A 20,944-nucleotide genomic window follows, 5' to 3' on the forward strand; every position below is an offset into this window, starting at 1 on the left:
GGCCGCTCTTGTAGATCCTGCTAGCGTCGGGCCCGGCCCGCCCCGGCAGGATCCGGACGGTGCCGTCTCGCACACCGCTCCCGGAACGGAAGGCCCTCGCCGTGTTCATCCCGATCGGCAACTCCCCCCGCGACTACGCCTGGGGCTCGCTCACCGGCATCTCGGACGCCCTCGGCACCGCGCCGTCCGGCCGACCCGAGGCGGAGCTGTGGCTGGGGGCGCACCCGGGCTCGCCGGCCCGCATCCTCGACCCCGCCTCCGTCGGCGCGTCGACCCTCGCCGAGTGGATCGCCCGCGAGCCACAGACGGCGCTCGCCGGAGTCGCAGGCTCGGTCGACCCCGTGTCCGGTGCGCCGCGGCTGCCGTTCCTGCTGAAGATCCTCGCGGCGGGCGCACCGCTCTCGCTCCAGGCCCACCCGTCGTCAGCGACGGCGCAGCGCCGGTTCGTCGAGGAGGACGAGGCCGGCGTCCCGCGCGACGCGGCCGAGCGCAACTACAAGGACCCGTTCCACAAGCCCGAGCTGATCTACGCGCTCACCGAGAGCTTCGACGCGCTCTGCGGCTTCCGCGAGCTCGACGGCACCCGGGCGCTGCTGGCCGAGCTGGCCGGCCGCGCCGCGGGGGAGGGGGCAGCGGCGATCACGCGCTTCGCCGCCGAGCTCGAGGGCGAGCCGGCGGTCGTGCTCCGCCGGGCGGTCTCCTGGCTGCTCGCCGACGGCGACCGCGCGGAGGTCGCTGCGCTGATCGCCGCGGTGGTGGGAGCGTCGGACGGTGACGACCGCCTCGAGACCGCGACGGTGCGCTCGCTCGCCGAGGCCTACCCGGGCGACCCGGGCGTCGTGCTCTCGCTGCTGCTCAACCGCGTGCGGCTCGCCCGCGGCGAGGTGCTCTACCTGCCCGCCGGCAACATCCACGCGTATCTCGCGGGCACCGGGGTCGAGCTGATGGCCGCCTCCGACAACGTGCTGCGCGGCGGGCTCACGCCCAAGCACATCGACGTGCCCGAGCTGGTCAGCGTGCTCGAGTTCTCGCCGCTGCCGGTGCCGTACCTACCGGCCGAGGAGCCCGCGCCCGGGCTGCGGGTCTACCGGCCGGACGTGCCGGACTTCCTGCTCGCCGTCGTCGAGCCGACCTCGGACGAGCCGGTGCGCGTCGAGCTCGACGGACCGGCCATCGCGATCGCCACCGACGGCGCGTTCACCGTGCACGGCGCCGAGGGCTCCGTCGAGGTCGAGCGCGGCGGCAGCGTGTACGTGACGCCGTCGGAGCGCGCCCTCTCGGTCACCGGCCGCGGCACCCTCTTCGTCGCCACCGTCTGACGGCCTGCCTGCCGATCGAGCAGCCCGCGGGGCGCACCATGCTGGTCGAGCAGCCCGCAGGGCGCACCATGCTGGTCGAGTAGCGCGCAGCGCGTATCGAGACCCACCGCCATCGGGTCGGTGGGTCCCGGCGCCGGTCAGGAGGCGGCCGCGGCCGCCGACGCGAAGGTGCGGCGGTAGGCCGCCGGCGTCGTCTGCAGCACGCGGGCGAAGTGGTGGCGGAGGACGGCGGCGGTGCCGAAGCCGACGCGGGTGGCGATCGCCTCGAGGGTCAGGTCGGACTCCTCCAGCAGCTGCTGGGCGCGGAGGAGCCGCTGGCGGTTCAGCCAGGCCAGCGGCGTGGTGCCCAGGTCGGCGCGGAAGCGGCGGGCGAAGGTGCGCGGCGACATCAGCGCTCGCCGGGCGAGCAGGTCGACGCTGAGCTCCTCGTCGAGGTGGCGCAGCATCCACTCGGTGACGTCGGCGAGCGAGTCCGCGCGCGCCTCCGGGATCGGCGTCGGGATGAACTGCGCCTGGCCGCCGTGGCGCTGCGGCGGCACCACCATGCGGCGCGCGACGACGTTCGCGGCCGCGGCGCCGAGCTCCTCGCGGACGATGTGCAGGCACGCGTCGATCCCGGCCGCGGTCCCGGCGCCCGTGACGATCCGCCCCTCCTGCACGAACAGGACGTCCGGGTCGACCTCGACCGCCGGGTGGCGCCGGGCGAGCTCGTCGGCGTGCATCCAGTGCGTCGTCGCCCGCCGCCCGTCGAGCAGTCCCGCCTCGGCCAGCACGAAGGCGCCGCTGCAGACGCTCACGATCCACGCCCCGCGCTCGTGGGCGCGGCGCAGCAGGGCGAGCACGCGATCGTCGGCGGGGCCGATCGGGTGCGCCGGCACGGCGATCAGGTCGGCGTCCTCGGCCGCCTCGAGGCCGTCGGCGATCATCAGCTCGAAGCCGAGCGAGGTGCGCACCGGCCCCGGATCCGCGGTCGCGATGCGGAAGTCGAACACCGGCCCGCCGTGGTCGCGCCGGTCGATCCCGAACACCTCGCAGACCACGCCGAACTCGAACGGGGCGACCCCGGGCAGGGCGAGGACGGCGACGGAGTGGAGCACGGCGGCAGGATATCGCGACACCGCGAGATCCCGCCACCTGGCCCGCGCCACCCCGCCGCTAGGGTTGCGTCGGTGCGCGCGCGGCGCCCGTCATCGAGGAGGATCCACATGGCATGGCTGGTCACCGGGGGAGCCGGGTACATCGGAGCGCACGTGGTGCGCGCGTTCGCCGAGCAGGGCATCGACCCCGTCGTCCTCGACGATCTGTCGTCCGGCCACGAGGGCTTCGTCCCCGAGGGCGTGCCGTTTTACCGCGGCTCGATCCTCGACGAGGCGCTGCTGGACGAGGTCTTCGCGCAGCACGACATCCAGGGCGTCGTGCACGTCGCCGGCTTCAAGTACGCGGGAGTCTCGGTGCAGCGCCCGCTGCACACCTACGAGCAGAACGTCACCGGCACGATGCGCGTGCTCGCCGCGATGGACCGCGCCGGCGTCCGCTCGATCGTCTTCTCCTCCAGCGCCGCGGTGTACGGCGCGGTCGACGTCGAGCTCGTCACCGAGAGCACCCCCAAGAGCCCCGAGTCGCCCTACGGCGAGTCGAAGCTGATCGGCGAGTGGCTGCTGGCCGACGCCGGCCGCGCGCACGGGGTGCGCCACGCCTCGCTCCGCTACTTCAACGTGGTCGGCTCCGGCTACCCGGACGTCTACGACACCAGCCCGCACAACCTCTTCCCGCTGGTGTTCGAGGCGCTGCTGGCCGGCCGGACGCCGCGCATCAACGGCGACGACTACCCCACTCCGGACGGCACCTGCGTCCGCGACTACATCCACGTCGCCGATCTCGCGCTCGCGCACGTCGCGGCGGCGCAGCGCCTGGCCGCCGGCGAGCCGATCGAGCCCGTCTACAACCTCGGCAGCGGGTCCGGCGCCTCGGTCGGCGAGATCATGACCGCGATCGCCGACAGCACCGGCATCGCCTTCACCCCGGAGGTCGCCCCGCGCCGCCCGGGCGACCCGCCCCGCATCGTCGCCTCGGGCGAGACCGCGGCCCGCGACCTCGGCTGGGAGATGCGCCACACCGTCGCCGAGATGGTGGAGAGCGCCTGGCGCGCCCGGAGCGCCGCGGGGTCCTGACGCCGGCCGGGAGCTTCGACACGGTCGCGACACGCCGGTGTGTCGTGAACCCTCCACGGCGGGTTGAGGGTTTATGGTCCGCGACTTGACCTCAGCGAATGACACCGGTGTAATTACTGAGGCGGCCCACCCTCCGGGAGGAGCCGGTCGCCGATCATGTTCGCGGGCGGGGTAGGAGACGGTATGGCGATTCCCGACAGCGTCTCTGGCAGCGACAGAGGCTTCGGAAACGACAGAGGTCGCGGAAACGACAGAGCTCCGGGCGACGAACGGACCTCCGGCATGAGCGCGGTCCCCGAGGACTGGTTCGTCGATCCCGTCCGGCTCGGCGTCCCCGGCGTCCGCCAGGGCATCGACTCGGGCAGCGAGGCGCCCGGCGGCGCCCTCTCCTGGCAGGTCGACTCACTCTGCGCGCAGACCGACCCCGAGGCGTTCTTCCCCGAGAAGGGCGGATCCACGCGCGACGCGAAGAAGATCTGCACCTCCTGCGAGGTCCGGGCGCAGTGCCTCGAGTACGCGCTCGAGAACGACGAGCGCTTCGGCATCTGGGGCGGCCTCTCCGAGCGCGAGCGCCGCAAGCTGCGCCGCCGGGCGTGACGACCGCCGCTCACCGGAGGCGGCGAGCCGCCGCGGGGCGCCCCGCGCCCATCGCTTAGGGTGGTCCGCGATGTATCCCCGAGTAACCGCCGTCCTGGTCGCCCACAACGGCGCGGCCTACCTGGAACGCACCCTCGCGGCGCTGCGGGCCCAGACCCGACAGCCCGATGCGACCGTGTTCGTCGACGGCGGATCGAAGGATGCGACCGGGCAGCTCCTCTCCGGCTGGGGTCCGACCCAGTTCGTCCAGGTCGCCGAGAACCTCCCGTTCGGCCAGGCCGTCGCCCGCGCCGTGCGCGTCATGCAGGCGCCGTCGGGGGAGGACGAGTGGCTGTGGCTGCTCGCCGCCGACTCCGCTCCTGAGCCGGGTGCGCTCGCCGCGCTCCTCGGCGCGGTCGAGGTCGCACCCTCCGTCGCGGTCGCCGGACCGAAGGTCATGGACTGGACCCGCTCCGGCTACATCCGCAGCTACGGCGAGTCGATCACCAACTACGGCACCACCGTCCACCTCGTCGAGGATGAGCTCGACCAGGGCCAGCACGACGCCACGCCCGACGTGCTCGCCGTCGCCGCCGGCGGCATGCTCGTGCGGCACGCGCTCTGGGAGGAGCTGGGCGGCTTCGACCCCGGGCTGCCCGTGGTCGACGACGCCCTCGACTTCTCGATCCGCACCCGCCTCGCCGGACACCGGGTCAGCCGCGTCCCCGACGCGCGCGTCACCACCGCGCGCATCGGCCTCCAGCGCCCCGACGGCCGCCGGATCGACAGCGGGGAGCGCCGCCGCGCCCGCCAGCACCGCACCGCGCAGCTGCACCGCCGCCTCGCCTACGCCCCGGTGGCGCTGCTCGTCGTGCACTGGCTCTCGCTCGTGCCGCTCGCCGTCGGCCGCGCGGCCGTCCGGCTCCTGCGCAAGCAGCCCGGCCTCGTCGGCGGCGAGCTGCTCGCGGCCTTCGTCGTCGCGTTCGGCGGCACCAAGGTCTTCCACGCCAGGCGCGTCCTCCGCTCGTCGAAGAACGTCGGCTGGAAGGCCATCGCGCCGCTGCGCATCCCGCTCGACGTGGTCCGCCAGCTCCGCTCGGTCCGGCACGACGCCGTCCGGGTGCAGGCCAGCCGCGAGCGGCACCCGCTGCACTTCTTCCAGGGCGGCGGAGTCTGGATCGTCCTGGTCGCCGCGATCGCCGGGCTGATCGTCTACGCGCGCCTGCTCGCCGCCACCGCCATGGGCGGCGGCGGTCTGCTCACCCTCTCGCCGTCGGTCGGCGAGCTGTGGCGGAACGCCGCGTACGGCTGGCGCGACCTCGGCTCCGGCTTCATCGGCGCGGCGGACCCGTTCGCCGCGGTGCTCGCCGTGCTCGGCTCGCTCACCTTCTGGGCGCCGAGCTTCTCGATCGTCCTCCTCTACCTCACGGCTCTGCCGCTCGCGACGATGGGCGCGTGGATGATGATCGCCCGCCTCACCGCGCGGCCGATCGCCCGCGGCGCCGGAGCCTTCGTCTACCTGCTCGCGCCGGCCTTCTTCGCCGCCCAGTCCGACGGCCGCCCGGCCGCGATCCTGGTGCACGTCCTGCTGCCCTGGCTCTTCTTCGCCGGCTTCGGCGCCTACCGCTCGTGGTCGTCCTCGGCGACCGCGTCGATCCTCGCGGCGGCGGTCGTCGCCTGTGCGCCGGTGCTCGCCGTGCCGCTCGCGCTGATCTGGATCGTCGTGCTGGCCACCTCGGGGCGCCGGATCGGGCGCTTCGCCGGACTGCCGATCCCGGCACTCGCCCTGCTCTTCCCGATCATCGTCGCGCACGCCCAGCGCGGCGACTGGTTCGCGATCCTCGCCGACCCCGGTGTGCCGCTGCCCTCCGCCCAAGCGGACTTCTTCTCGCTCCTCGCAGGGTTCCCGTCCGGCTTCACGACCGGGTGGCTCGAGTTCCTCGGCGGTCTCGGCATCCCCGCGTCGGCGGCGGGTCTCGCGACCGCGGTGCTCGTGCTGCCCCTGGTGATCTCGGCGCTCGCGGCGCTGCTGCTCCCGAACAACCTGTCCGCCCTGGGCGGGGTGGGCGTGGCCGCCGCCGGCCTGCTGACCGCGGCGCTCGCTCAGGGTATCCAGGTCGTGACCACCGGGTCCGAGGCGGTCGCCGTCTGGAGCGGCACGGGCCTCAGCCTCTACTGGCTCGGCCTGGTCGTCGGCTTCTCGCTCTCGGTGGCCGCGCTGCCGTCCTACCGGGTCGTCCCCGCGCTGGTCGTGACCGCCGCCGCCGTCGTGGCGGTCGCTCCGCTGGCGGTGCTGTTCCCGACGGGCGGCGGGACCGTGACGACCGCCGGCTCCGACCGCTCGCTGCCGGCCTACGTCGCCGCCGAGGCGCAGAACGAACCGCGGGTGGGCACGATCGTGCTCGTCCCGCAGTCGGACGGCGGGATCCTCGCGCGCCTCGAGCGCGGCGCGGGAGCGACCCTCGACCAGCAGTCGACCCTCGCCGCGACCGGCACCGAGCAGACCGACGCCATCGACGAGCTGGCCGGCAACCTCGTCTCGCGCACCGGCTACGACATCGGCGCGGCCCTGCAGGACCTCGGCGTCCGCTTCGTCGTGCTCGCCCCGCCGACCAGCACCGACGCCGGTGACGCGGCCTCGGCCGTCAGCGCCCGCGCCGCGGTCTCGCTCGACGGCAACGCCGCGTTCTCCGCCGTCGGCGACACCCAGTACGGCCTGCTCTGGACCGCGGTCGACACCGAGGGCACCCGGATCGACGCGGCGCCGCAGGGCGTCGTCGGCCCCTTCGGCGTGGCTTACACGATCGCGCTGCTGATCGTGTTCCTGGTCGCCTTCCTGCTGGCCGTCCCGACCGGCCTCTCGCTCGAGCGCTCCCGCTCGGGAGCCGCCGTCGCGGGGATCGACGACGAGCCCGGCGAGGCCACCGGCCAGTTCGACGACGGGACCGACGATGCCTGACCGGTCGAACCCCGGATCCGCGACACCTGACCCCGCCGACCAGGAGAAGCGCATGTCGCAGTCCCCGTCCCGCCCCTCCCGCGCCGACCGGCGTGCCGAGCGCGGCGGCTCGAAGCCCGCTCCGGCGAAGCCGACGGGCGCCCGCGACCGGACCGTCTCGGCCGCCCGCCACCGCCGGACCGTGCTCCGCAGTGCCGCCGGCGCCGCCGGACTGGCCCTGGCCGTCGCCGCGGTCGTGCTGCCGCAGATCCTGCCGACACCGCTGGCGACCGTCGCCGCCGACGGCGTGGTCGTCACGCCGGTGGCGGCGGACGGCACCCTCGTCTGCGCGGGCAGCCTGATCGACGCGAGCGACCCCGAGGAGCTCCGCGCCCTCGACGACTCGGGCACGTCGCTCTGGCCGCGCGACGCGACCGGCGACCAGTCGGTCCTGGACGAGGCCGACGTGGCCGCCCCGGGCAGCGGCATCACCCGGCTCGCCGTCCCCGCCGAGTCCGACCCGACGCCCGGCGGCGTGACGACGCAGTCGATCGCCACCGAGCAGCTCTCCGGCCTCTCGGCGCTCGGCTGCGCGGAGCCCTCGGCCGACAGCTGGCTCGTCGCCGGATCGACCGACGTCGGCCGGACCTCGGTGCTCGTCCTCGCCAACGCCAGCGAGGTCGCGGCCACCGTGGACCTCTCGCTCTACGGCGAGAACGGCGTCGTCCCGGCGACCGGCGCCACCGGCATCGTCGTCCCCGCCGGCACCGTCCGCGCCCTCCCGCTCGCCGGGCTCGCTCCCGACGTGGTCCAGCCGGTCGTGCGGATGACCGCGCGCGGCGGCGAGATCGCGGCGAGCATCCAGAGCAGCGCCATCTCCGGCCTGACGCCGCAGGGCGTCGAGACGACCGGCCCCGCGGCGACGCCGGCCACCCTCACCGTGATCTCCGGCTTCACCGTCGCGACGCCCCCGGCGGACACGGCGGGCGACGACGGCACGGGCGGCGAGGGCACTCCCGTCCTGCGGATCCTCGCGCCCGGCGAGGCGGACAGCACCGTCTCGATCGAGGTCGCCAACGAGGACCCGAGCGGCATCGGCACCTCGACGCAGGTGGTGGTCCCGGCCGGCCGCGTCGGCGAGGTCCCCCTCTCCGGCCTGGCGGACGGCTCCTACCGCGTCACGCTCACCTCGGACCAGCCCGTCGTGGCGGCCGGGCGCACGACGTCGACCGGCGGCGCCGGGACGGACTTCGCCTGGTTCGTCTCCGGGACCGCGACCGACGTTCCCTTCGGCGTCGGCAACACCGGCGAGGCGGGGGCCGTGCTGCACCTCGCGAACGGCAGCGACACCTCGGCGTCGGTGCAGCTCGAGTCGGAGGCCGGCAGCCGCACGCTCGACATCGGTCCGTTCGCCTCGGTGTCGGCCGAGCTCGGCGTCGACGCCGTCGTCGTCACGAGCGATCAGCCGGTGCAGGCGTCGGTCTCGATCGCGAGCGAGGGGCGGATCGCGGGCTACGCGATCGTGCCGCCCGGGCCGCTGTCCTCGCCGGTCACCGTCTACTCGCACTGAGCGGTCGGCGTCTCGGAGGCGCCGCTCGGCTCAGTGGTGCCGGAAGCTGGTACCGGACGCTCAGTGGTGCCGGACGCTGGTGCCGGAGGCTCAGTGGTGCCGGACGCTCAGTGGTGCCGGAACCGGTCCGGGGAGATGTCCCACGGGTCGCGGCCGAGGAGCTCGGCGACGGCGCGGAAGACGTAGCTCTCGATCATCATCCGCTGGTGCCACTCGTCGCGGCGGTGCAGTTTCGCCAGCCGCTCGATCGGCACGCGGTACAGCGTGATGCGCCGCGCGGCGTGGTCGACCCGCCAGCGGGCGATGCCCGTGCCCTCGAGCCGGGCCGGGTCGACGTCGGGCGTGGAGGCGAGCTCCACCCGGATCCCTGCCAGCTCGTCCGGCCAGGCGTCGCGGAGGTAGTCGAAGGCCGAGCCGATGGTCGTCTCGAAGAAGTCCGCCCGGGTCTGCAGCGGCGGGAGGTGCGGGCCGGTGACGGCGCCGCGGATTCCCCGGCCGTGCCGGTCGCGCGAGCCGCCGCGCACCGAGCTCGACTGACGAGCGGTGGAACGGCGTGCGCGGGGCATTGGACCAGCTTATGGCCCCGCGGCCTCTTGCTACTGTGGCGCGATGGACCGACGGCAGTGCTCGCGCACCGGGTGCAGCCTCCCCGCGGTCGTGACGCTCACCTACGACTACCGGGACTCGCTCGTCGCGGTCGGGCCGCTCAGCCCGCAGCCCGATCCGCACGGCTACGACCTGTGCGCCGAGCACGACCGGCGGCTGCTGGTGCCCCGGGGCTGGGAGACCGTGCGCTACCTCGAGCCGCCGTCGGCCTGAGCGTCCTGGGGAGCCTGAGCGTCCTGGGGAGCCTGAGCGTCCTGCGGAGCCCGTGGGGCCTCGCGCACCGGGAAGCCGCGCGGCGCGTCCGCGAGCACCGGTGCGAGCCGGCTCATCCGCCTGTCGACGAGCTCCAGCGCCCGCTCCTCGCGGCGGCGGCGCAGCGCGGCGACGGCGAGCAGGAAGTCCTCGGCGGGCGCGGCCGGGAGCGGTGAGACGAACGCGGCGGCCTCCTGCGCCAGCGAGCGGGCGAGCTGCGAGCGCGAGGGCTCGGTCATCCCGGAGCGCTGGCGGAGGAACTGCGCGAGCCGGCGCGCCAGGGCGTCGGGCAGCCGGGCCACGTCGGCGGTCGCCGCCCAGCCGGTGAGCGGCGCCGGGATCTCGACGACGAGCGGGGGCGCGGCCGGTACCCGCTCGAGCTGGCTGTGCGTGCCGGCGAGCACGTCGCCGAGCCGGCGAGAACGGCGCGACAGCAGGCCCACCACCGCGGCCAGCCCACCTGCTGTCATCACGATCTCGAGCACGCCGGTGAGACCCCGGACGAGGGCGTGGCGGAAGCCGATCGCGCCTCCGTCGTCGCGGACGACCCGGGCGCCGACGGCGAGCTTGCCGAGCGAGCGCCCCCGCGTCGCGGTCTCGACGGCGACGGGCACCAGCACGATCGAGACCACCAGGGCGGCGATCGCGACGGCGGCCGAGGCGGCGGCGTCGAGCCCGCCGTCGCTCGCGAGGACGGCGACGAGGTAGAACAGACCGAAGGCGAGCAGGAACTCCGCGACGAGGTCGATGATCGCGCCGGCGGCCCGCAGGACGAACGAGGTGACGGGGATCTCGAGGGCGATCGCCTCGCCGGTGACCAGGCCCGCCGTGTCGAAGCCGGCGCTGTCGAGGCGGGCGTCGTCGCGGTCGTCGGACATGCAGCAGCTCCCTCGATCGTCGGCCCCGGCTATCATCTCAGCAGATGGACATCGATGCTCTCTCGGCCGCGCGCGGCGGCCAGTGGACCCGCCTGGACGAGCTCGCGCGCAAGCGCCGGCTGACCGGCGGCGAGGCCGACGAGCTCGTGGAGCGCTACCAGTCCGCCTCCGCCGATCTCGCCGCGATCTCCTCGACCGCGGGGTCGACCGCTGTGGGCACGCGCCTGGCCGTCTCGCTCTCGCGAGCGCGGGGCCGCCTGACCGGGACGCGCGAGGATCCGCTCGCCGCGGTCGCCCGCTTCGCCGTCGTCTCGTTCCCCGCCGCGCTGTACCGGATCCGCTGGCTGACCCTGGCCGTCGCGCTGGCGACCGTGCTGGTCGCCGGCCTCTTCGCGGTCTGGATCCTCGGCGACCCGCGCCTGCTCGCCGCGCTCGGCGACGACGAGCAGCTGCGCCGCTTCGCGCAGGAGGACTTCGTCGACTACTACTCGGAGAACCCGGCCGCGTCCTTCGCCGGTCAGGTGTGGACCAACAACGCCTGGATCGCGGCGCAGTGCGTCGCCTTCGGCATCGTCGGCGTCTACGTGCCGTACATCCTGCTGCAGAACGCGCAGAACCTCGGCACCTCGGTCGCCGTGATGTTCCACGTCGGCGAGGGCGACACCTTCTTCCTCTACATCCTCCCGCACGGCCTGCTCGAGCTGACGGCGGTCTTCGTCGCCGCGGCGGCCGGGCTGCGGATCTTCTGGGCCTGGATCGCGCCCGGGCCGCGCACCCGGGGGCAGGCGCTCGCGGAGGACGCGCGGAGCCTGTTCACGGTCGCGATCGGGCTGGTCTTCGTGCTGCTCGTCTCGGGCGTGATCGAGGGCTTCGTGACGCCGGCGCCGTGGCCGTGGTGGCTGAAGATCGGCATCGGCGCGCTCGCGCTCGGCGGCTTCATCGCCTACTTCCTGGTGCTCGGCGGCCGTGCCGTGCGCGCGGGGGAGACGGGCGACCTCGGCCGCTTCGACGCCGGTTCGCGGATCATCAGCGAGGGCTGAGCGCGAGGTCCGGGCTCAGAGCCGGCCGGTGGCCTTCAGCGCGAGGTAGCGGTCGGCGAGGGCGGGCGGCAGCTTCTCCGGCGAGGCGAGCACCACGTCGCCGCCGAGCCGCCGCACGGCGGCCGCCAGCCGGTCCGCGTCGGCGAGCGAGCGCTCCGCCGCCGCGGCCGCGTAGACCGCGCCGCGGTCGCCGCGGTCCGCGGCCATCCGGGCCAGCTCGGGGTCGATCGCGCAGGCGACGACCACGGTGTGCTGCCTCGTGAGCTGCGGGAGCACCGCGAGCAGCCCCTCCGATGCGCCGACGGAGTCGAGCGCGGTGAGCAGCACGACGAGCGAGCGCTGCGAGACCAGCGTGCGCACCTGGCCCGGCACAGCCGACCAGTCGGTCTCGATCAGCTGCGGCTGCACGGGGGCGAGCGCGTCGACGACGCGGCTCAGCACCTCCGTGCCGGTCGCGCCGTGCACGCGGGCGCGCCGGGCGCGGTCGAAGGCGAGGACGTCGATGCGGTCGCCGGCCGAGGCGGCCAGCGCCGACAGCAGCAGTGACGCCTCGATTGCCGTGTCCAGGCGCGGCTCGTCGTCGATGCGGGCGGCGGAGGTGCGGCCGGTGTCGAGCACGAGCACCACCCGCCGGTCGCGCTCGGGCCGCCAGGTGCGGACGACGGGCTCGCGGCGCCGGGCGGTGGCCCGCCAGTCGAGCGAGCGGACGTCGTCGCCGCGGACGTACTCGCGCAGGCTGTCGAACTCGGTGCCCTGACCGCGGATCATCACGCTGGTGCGCCCCTCCAGCTCGCGCAGGCGGGCGAGGCGGGAGGGCAGGTGGCGGCGGGAGCGGAACGGCGGCAGCACCCGGACGACCGCGGGCGCCGCGAGGGTCGCCTGCCGGCCGGCCAGCCCGAGGACGCCGTTCGAGCGGATCGTCGCGTGCAGCGCTCGGCGCTCTCCGCGGCGGCGCGGCTCGAGGACCGTGCGGACCGCGCGGCGCTCGCCCGGCGGCAGCCGCAGCGGCGAGCGGGTCGCGAGCGCCCCGGCGGAGGGCTCCCAGGCGTCGCGGACGACGCCGGTGATCCGGCGCCGTCCCGTGTTCGTGATCAGCAGCGTCGCCTCCGCGCGCTCGCCGAGGCGCACCCGGTCAGGGGTCCGCCGCTCGAGCACGACCGCGCGCGCGGAGCCGGCCACCGCGAGGTCGACGCCCACCAGGATCAGCCAGACCAGCAGCCAGAGCCCGAGCACGGCGAAGGCGACCTCGGCCCGGCGTCCGAGCAGGACGACCGGCACGAGGCCGACGAGGAGGACGAGGACGGAGCGTCCGGTGAGGTGCACGGCTCAGACCGGGACGCGGACCTGCTGCAGGATGCCGCCGAGGACGGCCTCCGTGCGCACGCCCTCGAGCTCCGCCTCGGGCTGGAGCTGCATCCGGTGCCGCAGCACGGGCAGGACCATCGCCTGGACGTGGTCCGGGGTGATCGAGCCGTAGCCGTTCAGCCAGGCCCAGGCGCGGCTCGCCGCGAGCAGCGCCGTCGATCCGCGGGGGCTGACGCCGAGCTTCACACTCGGGCTCTCGCGGGTCGCGCGGGCGAGGTCGACGATGTAGCCGAGCACGTCCGGGCCGGCGCCGACGCGGCGGACGGAGGCCTGGGCCGCCCGCAGCCGCCCTGCGTCCAGCACCGGGTGGACGCCCGCGGCGGCGAGGTCGCGCGGGTCGAAGCCGGCCGCGTGCCGCGAGAGCACCTCGACCTCGACGTCCCGCGGCGGCACGTCCAGCACCAGCTTGAGCAGGAAGCGGTCGAGCTGCGCCTCGGGGAGCAGATACGTCCCCTCGTACTCGACCGGGTTCTGCGTCGCCGCGACGAGGAACGGGTCGGGGAGGCGGAGCGTGCGGCCGTCGACGCTGACCTGGCGCTCCTCCATCGCCTCGAGCAGGGCGGCCTGCGTCTTCGGCGGCGTGCGGTTGATCTCGTCCGCGAGCAGCAGGTTCGTGAAGACCGGGCCCTCGCGGAAGGCGAAGCCCGAGGTGGAGGCGTCGTAGACGAGCGAGCCGGTGATGTCACCGGGCATCAGATCGGGCGTGAACTGCACGCGCCGGGTGTCCAGGCCCAGCGAGACCGAGAGCGCGCGGACGAGCAGCGTCTTCGCGACGCCCGGCACGCCCTCGAGCAGCACGTGCCCGCCCGCGAGCAGGGCGATCAGCAGCCCGGAGACGGCGCCGTCCTGGCCGACGACGGCGCGGCCGACCTCGGAGCGGACGCGGTCGAGTTCGCGGCGGAGCTCGTCGTCCGCGATCGGGGGGAGGGAGGAGTCGCTCATCGGAGGGGGCCTTCCGGTCGTTCGTGGTCGGGCTGATCGTGGTCGAGGCGGTCGCGCGCGGGGCGCCCGGTGCCGGGTCCTGCGGTGCCCGGTCCTGCGGTGCCGGCCGCGGCGGTGCCCGTGCGGGGTGCGCGGGCGGCGCGGAGCGCGCTCTCGAAGCGCAGGAGCTCGTCGGAGGCGGCCACGAGAGCGGTGTCGTCGGCCGGCTCGTCGTCGACGAGGAGCCGGCGCACGGCGCGCGGGTCGCGCTCGAGCAGGGCCGCGGCCGCCGCGACGACCTCGTCCACTCCGCTCGACGGGGGCAGGCCGAGCAGGGCGGCGGAGCGGTGCAGCGTGCCGATCCGCAGGGCGTCCAGCGCGCGCACCCGGGTGGCGCCGTGGGCGTAGAGGCGGGCCCGGCCGCGCGCGGTCTCGCTCGCGTGCACGACGACGGGCAGCGGCTCGACGGCGAGCGGGCCGAAGCGCCGCCCGCGCCAGACGGCGGAGGCGACGAACACCCCGACGAGCAGCAGCAGCGCCGGCGTGACCCAGCCCGGCGCGAGATCGGCCGGGTCGACGGCGGCGGAGGTCGCGTCGGCCGCGCCGGCGCGGTACCAGACCAGGCGGTCCTCGCCGCCGAGGAGGCCCAGCGCGAGGGCGGCGCGTCCCTCCTCGGCGACGGTGCCGTTGCGCAGGAGGTCGGCGTCGCCGACGGCGATCACGTCGGGGCCGCCGGCCGGGGAGTCGGCGACGAGCGCGAACGCGTCGTCACCGGACGGGAAGCAGCCCACGGCGCCGCCCTCGAGGACGCGGAAGGTGCTGCCGCCCGCGGGGATCCCCTCGGCGCGCTCCGCGGCGGGCAGCGCGCAGGAGGCGGCGAGCACGTCGTCCTCCTGCGGAGCGCCGGCGAAGGCGACGCCGGGGAGCAGCGCGTCGAGGGCCGCGCCGGACGGCTCGACGAGGACGACCGCGGCGGGGTCCTCGGCGAGCCGGGCGTACTGCTCCTCGTCCAGGGCCGAGCCCGGATCGTCGATCAGCAGCGTGCTGCCCGGGCCGACCGCGCGCAGGGCCTCGTCGAGCGAGTCGGCGCGGACGACGTCGACGCCCTGCTCGCGCAGGACCTGGGCGACCGCGCGGGCGCCGTCCGGTGCCGCACTGTCGACGTCGAGGTCGGCGGCGGGAACGGGGGAGCCGGTCGCCACGGTCAGCAGGACCGTGCCGACGGCGACGATCGCCGCGAGGAGCGCCCAGATGCGTCCCCGGCGCAGCAGCGCGCCGAGCGTGGGGGAGGAGACGGTGTCGACGGGAGCGTCCGACGCCGGCGGAGCAGCAGGCGCGGTCATCGCAGCGCCTCGAGCGGGACCGGCGCGGCCGCGAGCGCGCGGTCGAGCTCGGCGACCCGCTCGCAGTCCTCGCGCCCGCAGGGCAGGCCGAGGTAGCGGACCCGGTCGAAGGCGTCCGCCGAGCGCCGGAGCGCGTCGGCGGAGGCGGGGAAGACGGCGGCGGCCCGGCGGGAGAAGCCGTGCGCGGTGGTGCCGGGCGAGACGGTGAGGATCGTGCGCTCGTCCAGGGCACGCACCAGGGCGCGGAACCGCTCCACCAGCGCCTCGTCCCAGTCGCCCCGGGCGGCCGCCGCCTCGGCGAGGGCGCGCAGCTCCGCGGCCGAGCGGCCGTCGTCGTCCGCGAGGACCGCCCCGGTCACGCGACTGCGCTGCCGCAGTCGCGGCCGTCCCGCGAGGACGAGGGCGACCACGACGAGCGCCACCAGCACGAGCACGCCGATCAGCGCCGCGAGCGGCACGCCGACGCCGTCGCCCGGCAGGGTGAGCGAGGTGAACCAGTCGCGCACGGCCTGCACCAGGCGGTCGAACCAGTTCGGCTCGGCGGCGCGGTAGCGCGGGTCGGCGAGCTCCTCGAGGAGCAGGCGGCGGGCCTCCTGCGCATCGGGGTCGAGCGGCGCCGTGGCGAGCGCGAGGCGGATCACGGCGCGGTCCGCTCCGGAGCGGGGAAGGGATCGGGGGACTCGCGCCCGGCCGCGCGCTCCTCGACGTGCCGCATCAGCACGAGGTCGAAGCCCTCGCGCCGGATCCGGCGATCGAGGTAGACGAGCCCGGTGACCGCCGACTGCAGCACCGTGCCGACCGCGCCGACGACGAGGCCGACGGCGACCGAGAGCAGCGCGACGACGATCGACGCGACCACCTGCGCGTTCGGGTCGGTCGGCGCGACCAGCGCCCCGCCGATCGGGATCAGCAGGCTGAACGGCGTCGAGACGACCTGCCCGGCCGCCTGGATGATGACCGCCATCAGCGCGAGCGCGCCGAACGTCCGCCAGAACCCGCCGGTGACGAGCCGCCAGGAGCGCGCGACCGCCCGGCGCAGCGGGAGCCGCTCGAGCACCAGGAGGCTCGGCACCAGCGCGAGCTTCGTCGCGAGCCAGACGCCCACCGCGGTCGCGGCGAGGCCGGCCAGCACGAGCACCAGGATCCCGCCGACGACCGCACTGGCCCCCGCGTCCTGGGCGCCGAGGAGGAAGAGCGGCACCGAGAGCGCCGCCGCGGCGAGGACCAGCACCAGGACGCCGACGCCCTGCAGCACGGTCCAGCCCACCAGCGCCCAGAAGCGGCCGCGGAGCCGCCGGAGCAGCGCGCGCAGCGTCGGCCGCTCGCCGAGGACGGCGCGCGACACCTCGAGCACGACGACGCCCTGCACGAGCGCGCCGGTGGCCAGGGTGACGGCGAGCGGGATCAGCGCCGCGAGCACGACGATCGCCAGCGACCCCGACGCGACGGCGTCCCGATCGGCGACCTCGGCCTGGGTGATCCGGCCGACCGCGAGAAGCGCGACGGCGCCGTAGAGCACGAGAGCGAGCAGCGAGCCGAGGCCCTGCACGAGCAGCGCGACGCCGAGGGTGGTCCGCGGGCTGCGGCGGAGGACCGCGAAGGGCGCGCCGAGCAGGGTGCCGAAGCCGAGCGGCCGCAGCGGGATCAGTCCGGGCTTGGGCGGGGGAGTCCAGCCCTGCGGCGGGGGCGGGCCGGCGGGACTCGCGGTCGGAGACCAGGACACGGGCGCGACCGGTGCGACAGGGGCGACGCGCGGCCGCGCGTGGTCGCCCTCCGGAGCCCCGGCGGGCGGTGGCCACTGAGCTGCGTCGGTCATCCCTCCCATGCTGTCACAGCCGCGCTCGGCCCTCGCGGTCGGGCGCGGCCGTGCTCCCACTCGCGTCGGTTAGCCTGACCCCATGAGCGCGCGAATCCTGGTGGTCGACGACGATGCGGCCCTGGCCGAGATGATCGGCATCGTCCTGCGCGCGGAGGACTGGGACGTCTCCTTCTGCGCCGACGGCACGGGCGCCCTCGAGGCCTTCCGGCGGGCCCGGCCGGACCTCGTCCTGCTCGACCTGATGCTGCCCGGGATCGACGGCATCGAGGTCTGCCGCCGGATCCGCGCCGAGTCCGGCGTCCCGATCATCATGCTGACGGCCAAGTCGGACACCTCCGACGTCGTGCAGGGCCTCGAGTCCGGCGCGGACGACTACATGGTCAAGCCGTTCGACCCGAAGGAGCTGGTCGCGCGGATCAAGACTCGCCTGCGCCCCTCCCAGGTCGCCGCCAACGCCGTCCTGCAGGTCGGCGACCTCAGCCTCGACGTCGCCGGGCACGAGGTCCGCCGCGGCGAGACCCGCATCGGCCTGACACCGCTCGAGTTCGACCTCCTCCTCGCCCTCGCCTCCAAGCCGCAGCAGGTGTTCACCCGCGAGATGCTGCTGGAGCAGGTCTGGGGCTACCACTACAAGGCCGACACCCGGCTCGTGAACGTCCACGTGCAGCGCCTGCGCGCGAAGGTCGAGAAGGACCCGGACGATCCGCGCATCGTGATGACCGTGCGCGGCGTCGGCTACCGCGCCGGCTCCGTGCTGCCGAGCTGACGTGAGCCTCGCGCGCCGCTTCCGGGCGCCGGCGCTGCGGCGCTGGCCGCGGAGGGTGCTCCGGGCCTGGCGGAGCTCGCTGCAGTTCCGCGCCGTCGCCATCACCGTGCTGCTCAGCGGCATCGCGATCGGCTCGACGGGCGCCTACCTCTCCTACAGCATCAGCGACAACCTGTTCCAGTCGCGGCTCGACCAGGTCACCGGCGACACCTCGCGCGCGACCCGCGCCGCGCAGGGCTACCTCGACGCGGCGACGGTCTCGACCCGGCAGGACATGGAGGAGGTCATGAACTCGGTGCGCACCGCGGTGCGCGACGCCTCCTCCTCCGCCCTGATCGCGGTCGTGCGCGCGCCCGATCAGGAGGCGTCCTCGCTCGCCCCGCAGGACAGCTACAACCGCGAGCTGCAGAACGGCGTCATCAGCGACGACCTGCGCGCGCGGGTGCAGGCCGGCGCCGACGGCCAGTACTGGCAGTCGGTGAGCCTCGGCGCCTCGGGCCAGCAGCTCCCGGGCATCGTCGTCGGCTCGACGATCGAGCTGCCGAGCTCCGCGGGGCGCTACGAGCTCTACATCGGCTACTCGCTCGCGGATGCGGAGCGCACGCTGCAGTTCGTGCAGCAGGTCCTCAACATCGCCGGCATCCTGCTGATCCTCCTGATCGGCGCGGTCAGCTGGGTCGTCGTCCGGATCGTGGTCGCGCCCGTGCGGGTGGCGGCGGAGACCAGCCAGCGCCTCGCCGCGGGCGACTTCGACGTGCGCATCCCGGAGAGGGGACAGGACGTGATCGCCACCCTCGCCCGCTCGTTCAACGGCATGGCCGACAGCCTCCAGGAGCAGATCAGCGAGCTCGCCACGCTCAGCCGGGTGCAGCAGCGCTTCGTCTCCGACGTCTCGCACGAGCTGCGCACCCCGCTGACCACGATGAAGCTCGCCGGCGACGTGCTCTACGACCAGCGCGAGGGCTTCCCGCCGGTCGCCGAGCGCACCGTCGAGCTGCTGCACGGCCAGATCGGCCGCTTCGAGAGCCTCCTCGCCGATCTGCTGGAGATCTCCCGCCACGACGCCGGCTCGGCCGAGCTCGAGCTGGAGCCGGTGAACCTGGTGCGCCTCGCCGGCGAGGAGATCGAGGGGATGCGCGGGATCGCCGAGGCGAACGGCTCGCGGCTCACGCTCTCCGCCCCCGGCGGCTACTTCGACGCCGAGATGGACGCCCGCCGCATCCGGCGCATCGTGCGCAACCTGCTCGGCAACGCCGTCGAGCACGGCGACGGCCGCGAGATCGTGGTCACGGTCGACAGCAACGCCACCGCGGTGGCGCTCGCCGTCCGCGACTACGGTCACGGCATGAGCTCCGAGGAGGTGGTCCGGGTCTTCGACCGCTTCTGGCGCGCCGATCCGTCCCGCCGCCGCACCCTCGGCGGCACCGGCCTCGGCCTCTCCATCGCGCAGGAGGACACCGCGCTGCACCACGGCTGGCTGCAGGTCTGGTCGATGCCCGGCCGCGGCGCGTGCTTCCGGCTCACGGTCCCGCGCCGGCGCGGCGAGCGGATCGACGCCTCCCCGCTGCCGCTGCCGCCCGTGGACGCGGGCGAGCAGGCCTACTCCGGCCCCATCGTCCTGCCGCCGCTGCCGCTCGGCGGCGTCCCCGAGCACGGGGTCGTCCAGTGAGGCGCCTGCGCTCCGCGGTCGCCGCCGTGCTGCTGCTGGCCGCGCTCGCCGGCTGCGCGGGCATCCCGCGCGGCGGCGACGTCGGCGTCGGCCGCCCGGACACGGCGCCGCAGGACCTGCAGTACGACTTCCTCCCCTCCGGCCCCGCCGACGGCGCCGACCAGTTCGAGATCCTCACCGGCTTCATCGACGCGGCGTCGAGCCCGCAGAACAACTACAAGATCGCCCGCGAGTTCCTCTCCACCGGAGCCGACTGGACGCCGGGCGAGCACGTCACCGTCGACGAGGGCCAGCGCTCCTCGACCCAGCCCGGCGCGTCGACCCTTTCGCTCACCATCACCCCCGTGGCCGAGGTCGACGCCACCGGCGTCTACTCCGAGGTCGCGACGACCACCGCGCTGGAGCTGGACTACGGCTTCGTCCAGGAGAACGGCGAATGGCGGATCAGCTCTCCGCCCAGCGGCGTCGTCATCGACCGGACCACCTTCGAGCAGGTCTTCTCCACCTACGCGCTCTACTTCTTCGACCCTAGCTACTCCTACCTGGTGCCGGACCTGCGCTGGTTCGCCTCGCGCGCGGACAGCTCGACCAGCACCACGATCGTCACCGAGCTGCTGCGCGGGCCGACGCCGTGGCTCCGCGACTCGTCCGCCGTCGTCTCGGCCTTCCCGACCGGGACGGCGCTCGCCGCCGAGACGGTGCCGGTCGAGGCGCAGCGGGCCGTCGTCGACCTGAACTCCGCGGCGCTCGAGGCCGACGAGCGGCAGTGGCGCCGGATGGCGCTGCAGCTCGGCAGGAGCCTGGCCAACGTCTCGAACGTCACCGGGGTCTCGCTCTCGGTGCAGCAGAACCCGATCGAGATCCCGACCGAGGTGACCGGGCTGCCGACCTCGCCGCGGGTGGACACCCGGCCGCTGGTGCTGACCGACGGCGACTTCGGCTTCCTCGGCTCCTCGGGGCTCGCGGAGACCGCGGTCTCCGACCGGATCGCGGCGCTCTCGCCGCGGGCCGCGGTGCTGGGCGAGCAGCGGGGCGCCGACTCGAGCGCCTCGGCGGCCGTCCTCACCTCGGCCGGCGTCTCGCTGCTCACCCCCGGCGTCGACGACGTGCTGCTCGACGCCCGGAGCGGCCTCGCGGCCCCCGGCATGGACCCCTTCGGATACGTCTGGTCGGTGCCCACGGCGGCGCCGGGCCAGCTGGTCGCCTACTCCTCCGACGGCTCCCGGTCGCTGCAGGTCGCGACCGCCTGGCCCGAGATCGAGTCGATCGCCTCGTTCGCGCTGTCCCGGGACGGCACGCGGATGCTCGCCTTCGCGCAGGACGGGCAGCAGGCGACCGTGCTCGTCGCCGGGGTCACCCGCTCGGCCAACGGCGACCCGATCGCGGTCGGCGAGCCGGTGGTGCTCCGCTCGACCCTCGGCACGGCGGTCGCCGCCGCCTGGACGGACGAGCTCGACGTCGTCTCGGTCGTCCGCGGCTCCACCGGCGAGGACACGGTGACGATGAACCAGCTCGGCGGAGGGGACACCCCGCTGGGGACGACCACCGGGACCGTGCAGATCGCGGCCGGCAACGCCTCGACGCAGATCCGCATCCTCGCCGAGGGCGGCGAGCTGCGACAGCAGCGCGGCTCGGCGTGGCAGACGGTCGCGACAGGCATCGAGCTCCTCGCGACGCAGACCGGCATGGGGTCCTGAACCCGGGCACACTC

18 protein-coding genes are annotated in these 20,944 nt (G+C 75.1%); 10 read left to right on the top strand and 8 right to left on the bottom strand.

The features are described 5' to 3' along the window. The first annotated feature begins 59 nt into the window (after positions 1-59). A complete protein-coding gene (manA, locus tag EDF45_RS05515; RefSeq protein WP_260311842.1) occupies positions 60-1,319 on the top strand; it encodes a mannose-6-phosphate isomerase, class I in 1,260 nt (419 codons plus the stop codon). A 137-nt stretch (positions 1,320-1,456) separates the two neighbouring features. On the opposite strand, the gene EDF45_RS05520 is transcribed toward manA, so the two are convergent. After that, on the bottom strand, positions 1,457-2,416 hold the full coding sequence (locus EDF45_RS05520; protein ID WP_123735241.1) for a GlxA family transcriptional regulator: 960 nt from the start codon (positions 2,414-2,416) through the stop codon (positions 1,457-1,459). Between the two features lie 108 nt (positions 2,417-2,524). Here EDF45_RS05520 and galE point away from each other — a divergent pair, with 108 nt between their 5' ends. The 4 genes from galE (at position 2,525) to EDF45_RS05540 (ending at position 8,574) form a co-directional block, all read left to right on the top strand. After that, positions 2,525-3,490, top strand: a complete 966-nt coding sequence (gene galE / locus EDF45_RS05525) for a UDP-glucose 4-epimerase GalE (protein ID WP_123735242.1) — start codon at positions 2,525-2,527, stop codon at positions 3,488-3,490. Between the two features lie 282 nt (positions 3,491-3,772). Further along, positions 3,773-4,087: a WhiB family transcriptional regulator gene (locus EDF45_RS05530; RefSeq protein ID WP_123444423.1), complete on the top strand. Its 315-nt coding sequence runs from the start codon at positions 3,773-3,775 to the stop codon at positions 4,085-4,087. A gap of 70 nt (positions 4,088-4,157) precedes the next feature. After that, positions 4,158-7,025 carry a glycosyltransferase family 2 protein gene (locus tag EDF45_RS05535; protein WP_123735243.1) on the top strand — a complete coding sequence of 956 codons (2,868 nt, stop codon included), beginning with the start codon at positions 4,158-4,160 and terminating at the stop codon, positions 7,023-7,025. A 52-nt stretch (positions 7,026-7,077) separates the two neighbouring features. Next, positions 7,078-8,574 (top strand): DUF5719 family protein, encoded by a 1,497-nt coding sequence (locus tag EDF45_RS05540; protein ID WP_123735244.1) that lies wholly within the window; start codon positions 7,078-7,080, stop codon positions 8,572-8,574. Positions 8,575-8,681: 107 nt separating this feature from the next. On the opposite strand, the gene EDF45_RS05545 is transcribed toward EDF45_RS05540, so the two are convergent. Continuing rightward, the gene (locus EDF45_RS05545; RefSeq protein ID WP_123734335.1) at positions 8,682-9,140 is read right to left on the bottom strand and encodes a metallopeptidase family protein; all 459 of its coding nucleotides are present in this window, start codon (positions 9,138-9,140) and stop codon (positions 8,682-8,684) included. 43 nt (positions 9,141-9,183) lie between these two features. Here EDF45_RS05545 and EDF45_RS05550 point away from each other — a divergent pair, with 43 nt between their 5' ends. Continuing rightward, positions 9,184-9,393, top strand: coding sequence for a DUF3499 family protein (locus EDF45_RS05550; protein ID WP_123444386.1), 210 nt, complete (start codon positions 9,184-9,186; stop codon positions 9,391-9,393). Here the strand turns inward: EDF45_RS05550 and EDF45_RS05555 are convergent. After that, positions 9,369-10,310, bottom strand: a complete 942-nt coding sequence (locus EDF45_RS05555; protein ID WP_123735245.1) for an RDD family protein — start codon at positions 10,308-10,310, stop codon at positions 9,369-9,371. The two genes, EDF45_RS05550 and EDF45_RS05555, sit on opposite strands and share 25 nt — an antisense overlap. A 44-nt stretch (positions 10,311-10,354) precedes the next feature. Between EDF45_RS05555 and EDF45_RS05560 the strand changes: the two genes are divergently transcribed. Beyond that, entirely contained in the window at positions 10,355-11,350 is a 996-nt protein-coding gene (locus EDF45_RS05560; RefSeq protein ID WP_123735246.1) for a stage II sporulation protein M, read from the top strand. Between the two features lie 15 nt (positions 11,351-11,365). Here the strand turns inward: EDF45_RS05560 and EDF45_RS05565 are convergent, their stop codons facing one another. The 5 genes from EDF45_RS05565 to EDF45_RS05585 are packed head-to-tail and all read right to left on the bottom strand — an operon-like array spanning position 11,366 to position 16,795. Further along, positions 11,366-12,673: a DUF58 domain-containing protein gene (locus EDF45_RS05565; RefSeq protein ID WP_123735247.1), complete on the bottom strand. Its 1,308-nt coding sequence runs from the start codon at positions 12,671-12,673 to the stop codon at positions 11,366-11,368. A 3-nt stretch (positions 12,674-12,676) separates the two neighbouring features. After that, positions 12,677-13,657: a MoxR family ATPase gene (locus EDF45_RS05570; RefSeq protein WP_123735248.1), complete on the bottom strand. Its 981-nt coding sequence runs from the start codon at positions 13,655-13,657 to the stop codon at positions 12,677-12,679. Beyond that, complete coding sequence (locus EDF45_RS05575) at positions 13,654-14,979, bottom strand: DUF4350 domain-containing protein (protein WP_123735249.1); 1,326 nt, start codon at positions 14,977-14,979, stop codon at positions 13,654-13,656. Before EDF45_RS05575 ends, EDF45_RS05570 begins: the two co-directional genes overlap by 4 nt. Next, the gene (locus EDF45_RS05580; protein WP_123735250.1) at positions 14,976-15,620 is read right to left on the bottom strand and encodes a DUF4129 domain-containing protein; all 645 of its coding nucleotides are present in this window, start codon (positions 15,618-15,620) and stop codon (positions 14,976-14,978) included. The genes EDF45_RS05575 and EDF45_RS05580 overlap by 4 nt, the downstream gene beginning before the upstream one ends. Further along, positions 15,617-16,795: a hypothetical protein gene (locus EDF45_RS05585; RefSeq protein ID WP_123735251.1), complete on the bottom strand. Its 1,179-nt coding sequence runs from the start codon at positions 16,793-16,795 to the stop codon at positions 15,617-15,619. Before EDF45_RS05585 ends, EDF45_RS05580 begins: the two co-directional genes overlap by 4 nt. A gap of 82 nt (positions 16,796-16,877) precedes the next feature. Between EDF45_RS05585 and mtrA the strand changes: the two genes are divergently transcribed. The 3 genes from mtrA to EDF45_RS05600 are packed head-to-tail and all read left to right on the top strand — an operon-like array spanning position 16,878 to position 20,930. Next, positions 16,878-17,564, top strand: coding sequence for an MtrAB system response regulator MtrA (mtrA, locus tag EDF45_RS05590; protein ID WP_123444394.1), 687 nt, complete (start codon positions 16,878-16,880; stop codon positions 17,562-17,564). Between the two features lies 1 nt (position 17,565). Further along, positions 17,566-19,233: an MtrAB system histidine kinase MtrB gene (gene mtrB, locus EDF45_RS05595; RefSeq protein WP_132435837.1), complete on the top strand. Its 1,668-nt coding sequence runs from the start codon at positions 17,566-17,568 to the stop codon at positions 19,231-19,233. Next, a complete protein-coding gene (locus EDF45_RS05600; RefSeq protein WP_123735252.1) occupies positions 19,230-20,930 on the top strand; it encodes a GerMN domain-containing protein in 1,701 nt (566 codons plus the stop codon). The genes mtrB and EDF45_RS05600 overlap by 4 nt, the downstream gene beginning before the upstream one ends. Positions 20,931-20,944 lie beyond the last annotated feature (14 nt).

It is taken from the genome of Rathayibacter sp. PhB186 (assembly GCF_003751825.1).
Taxonomy (GTDB): domain Bacteria; phylum Actinomycetota; class Actinomycetes; order Actinomycetales; family Microbacteriaceae; genus Rathayibacter; species Rathayibacter festucae.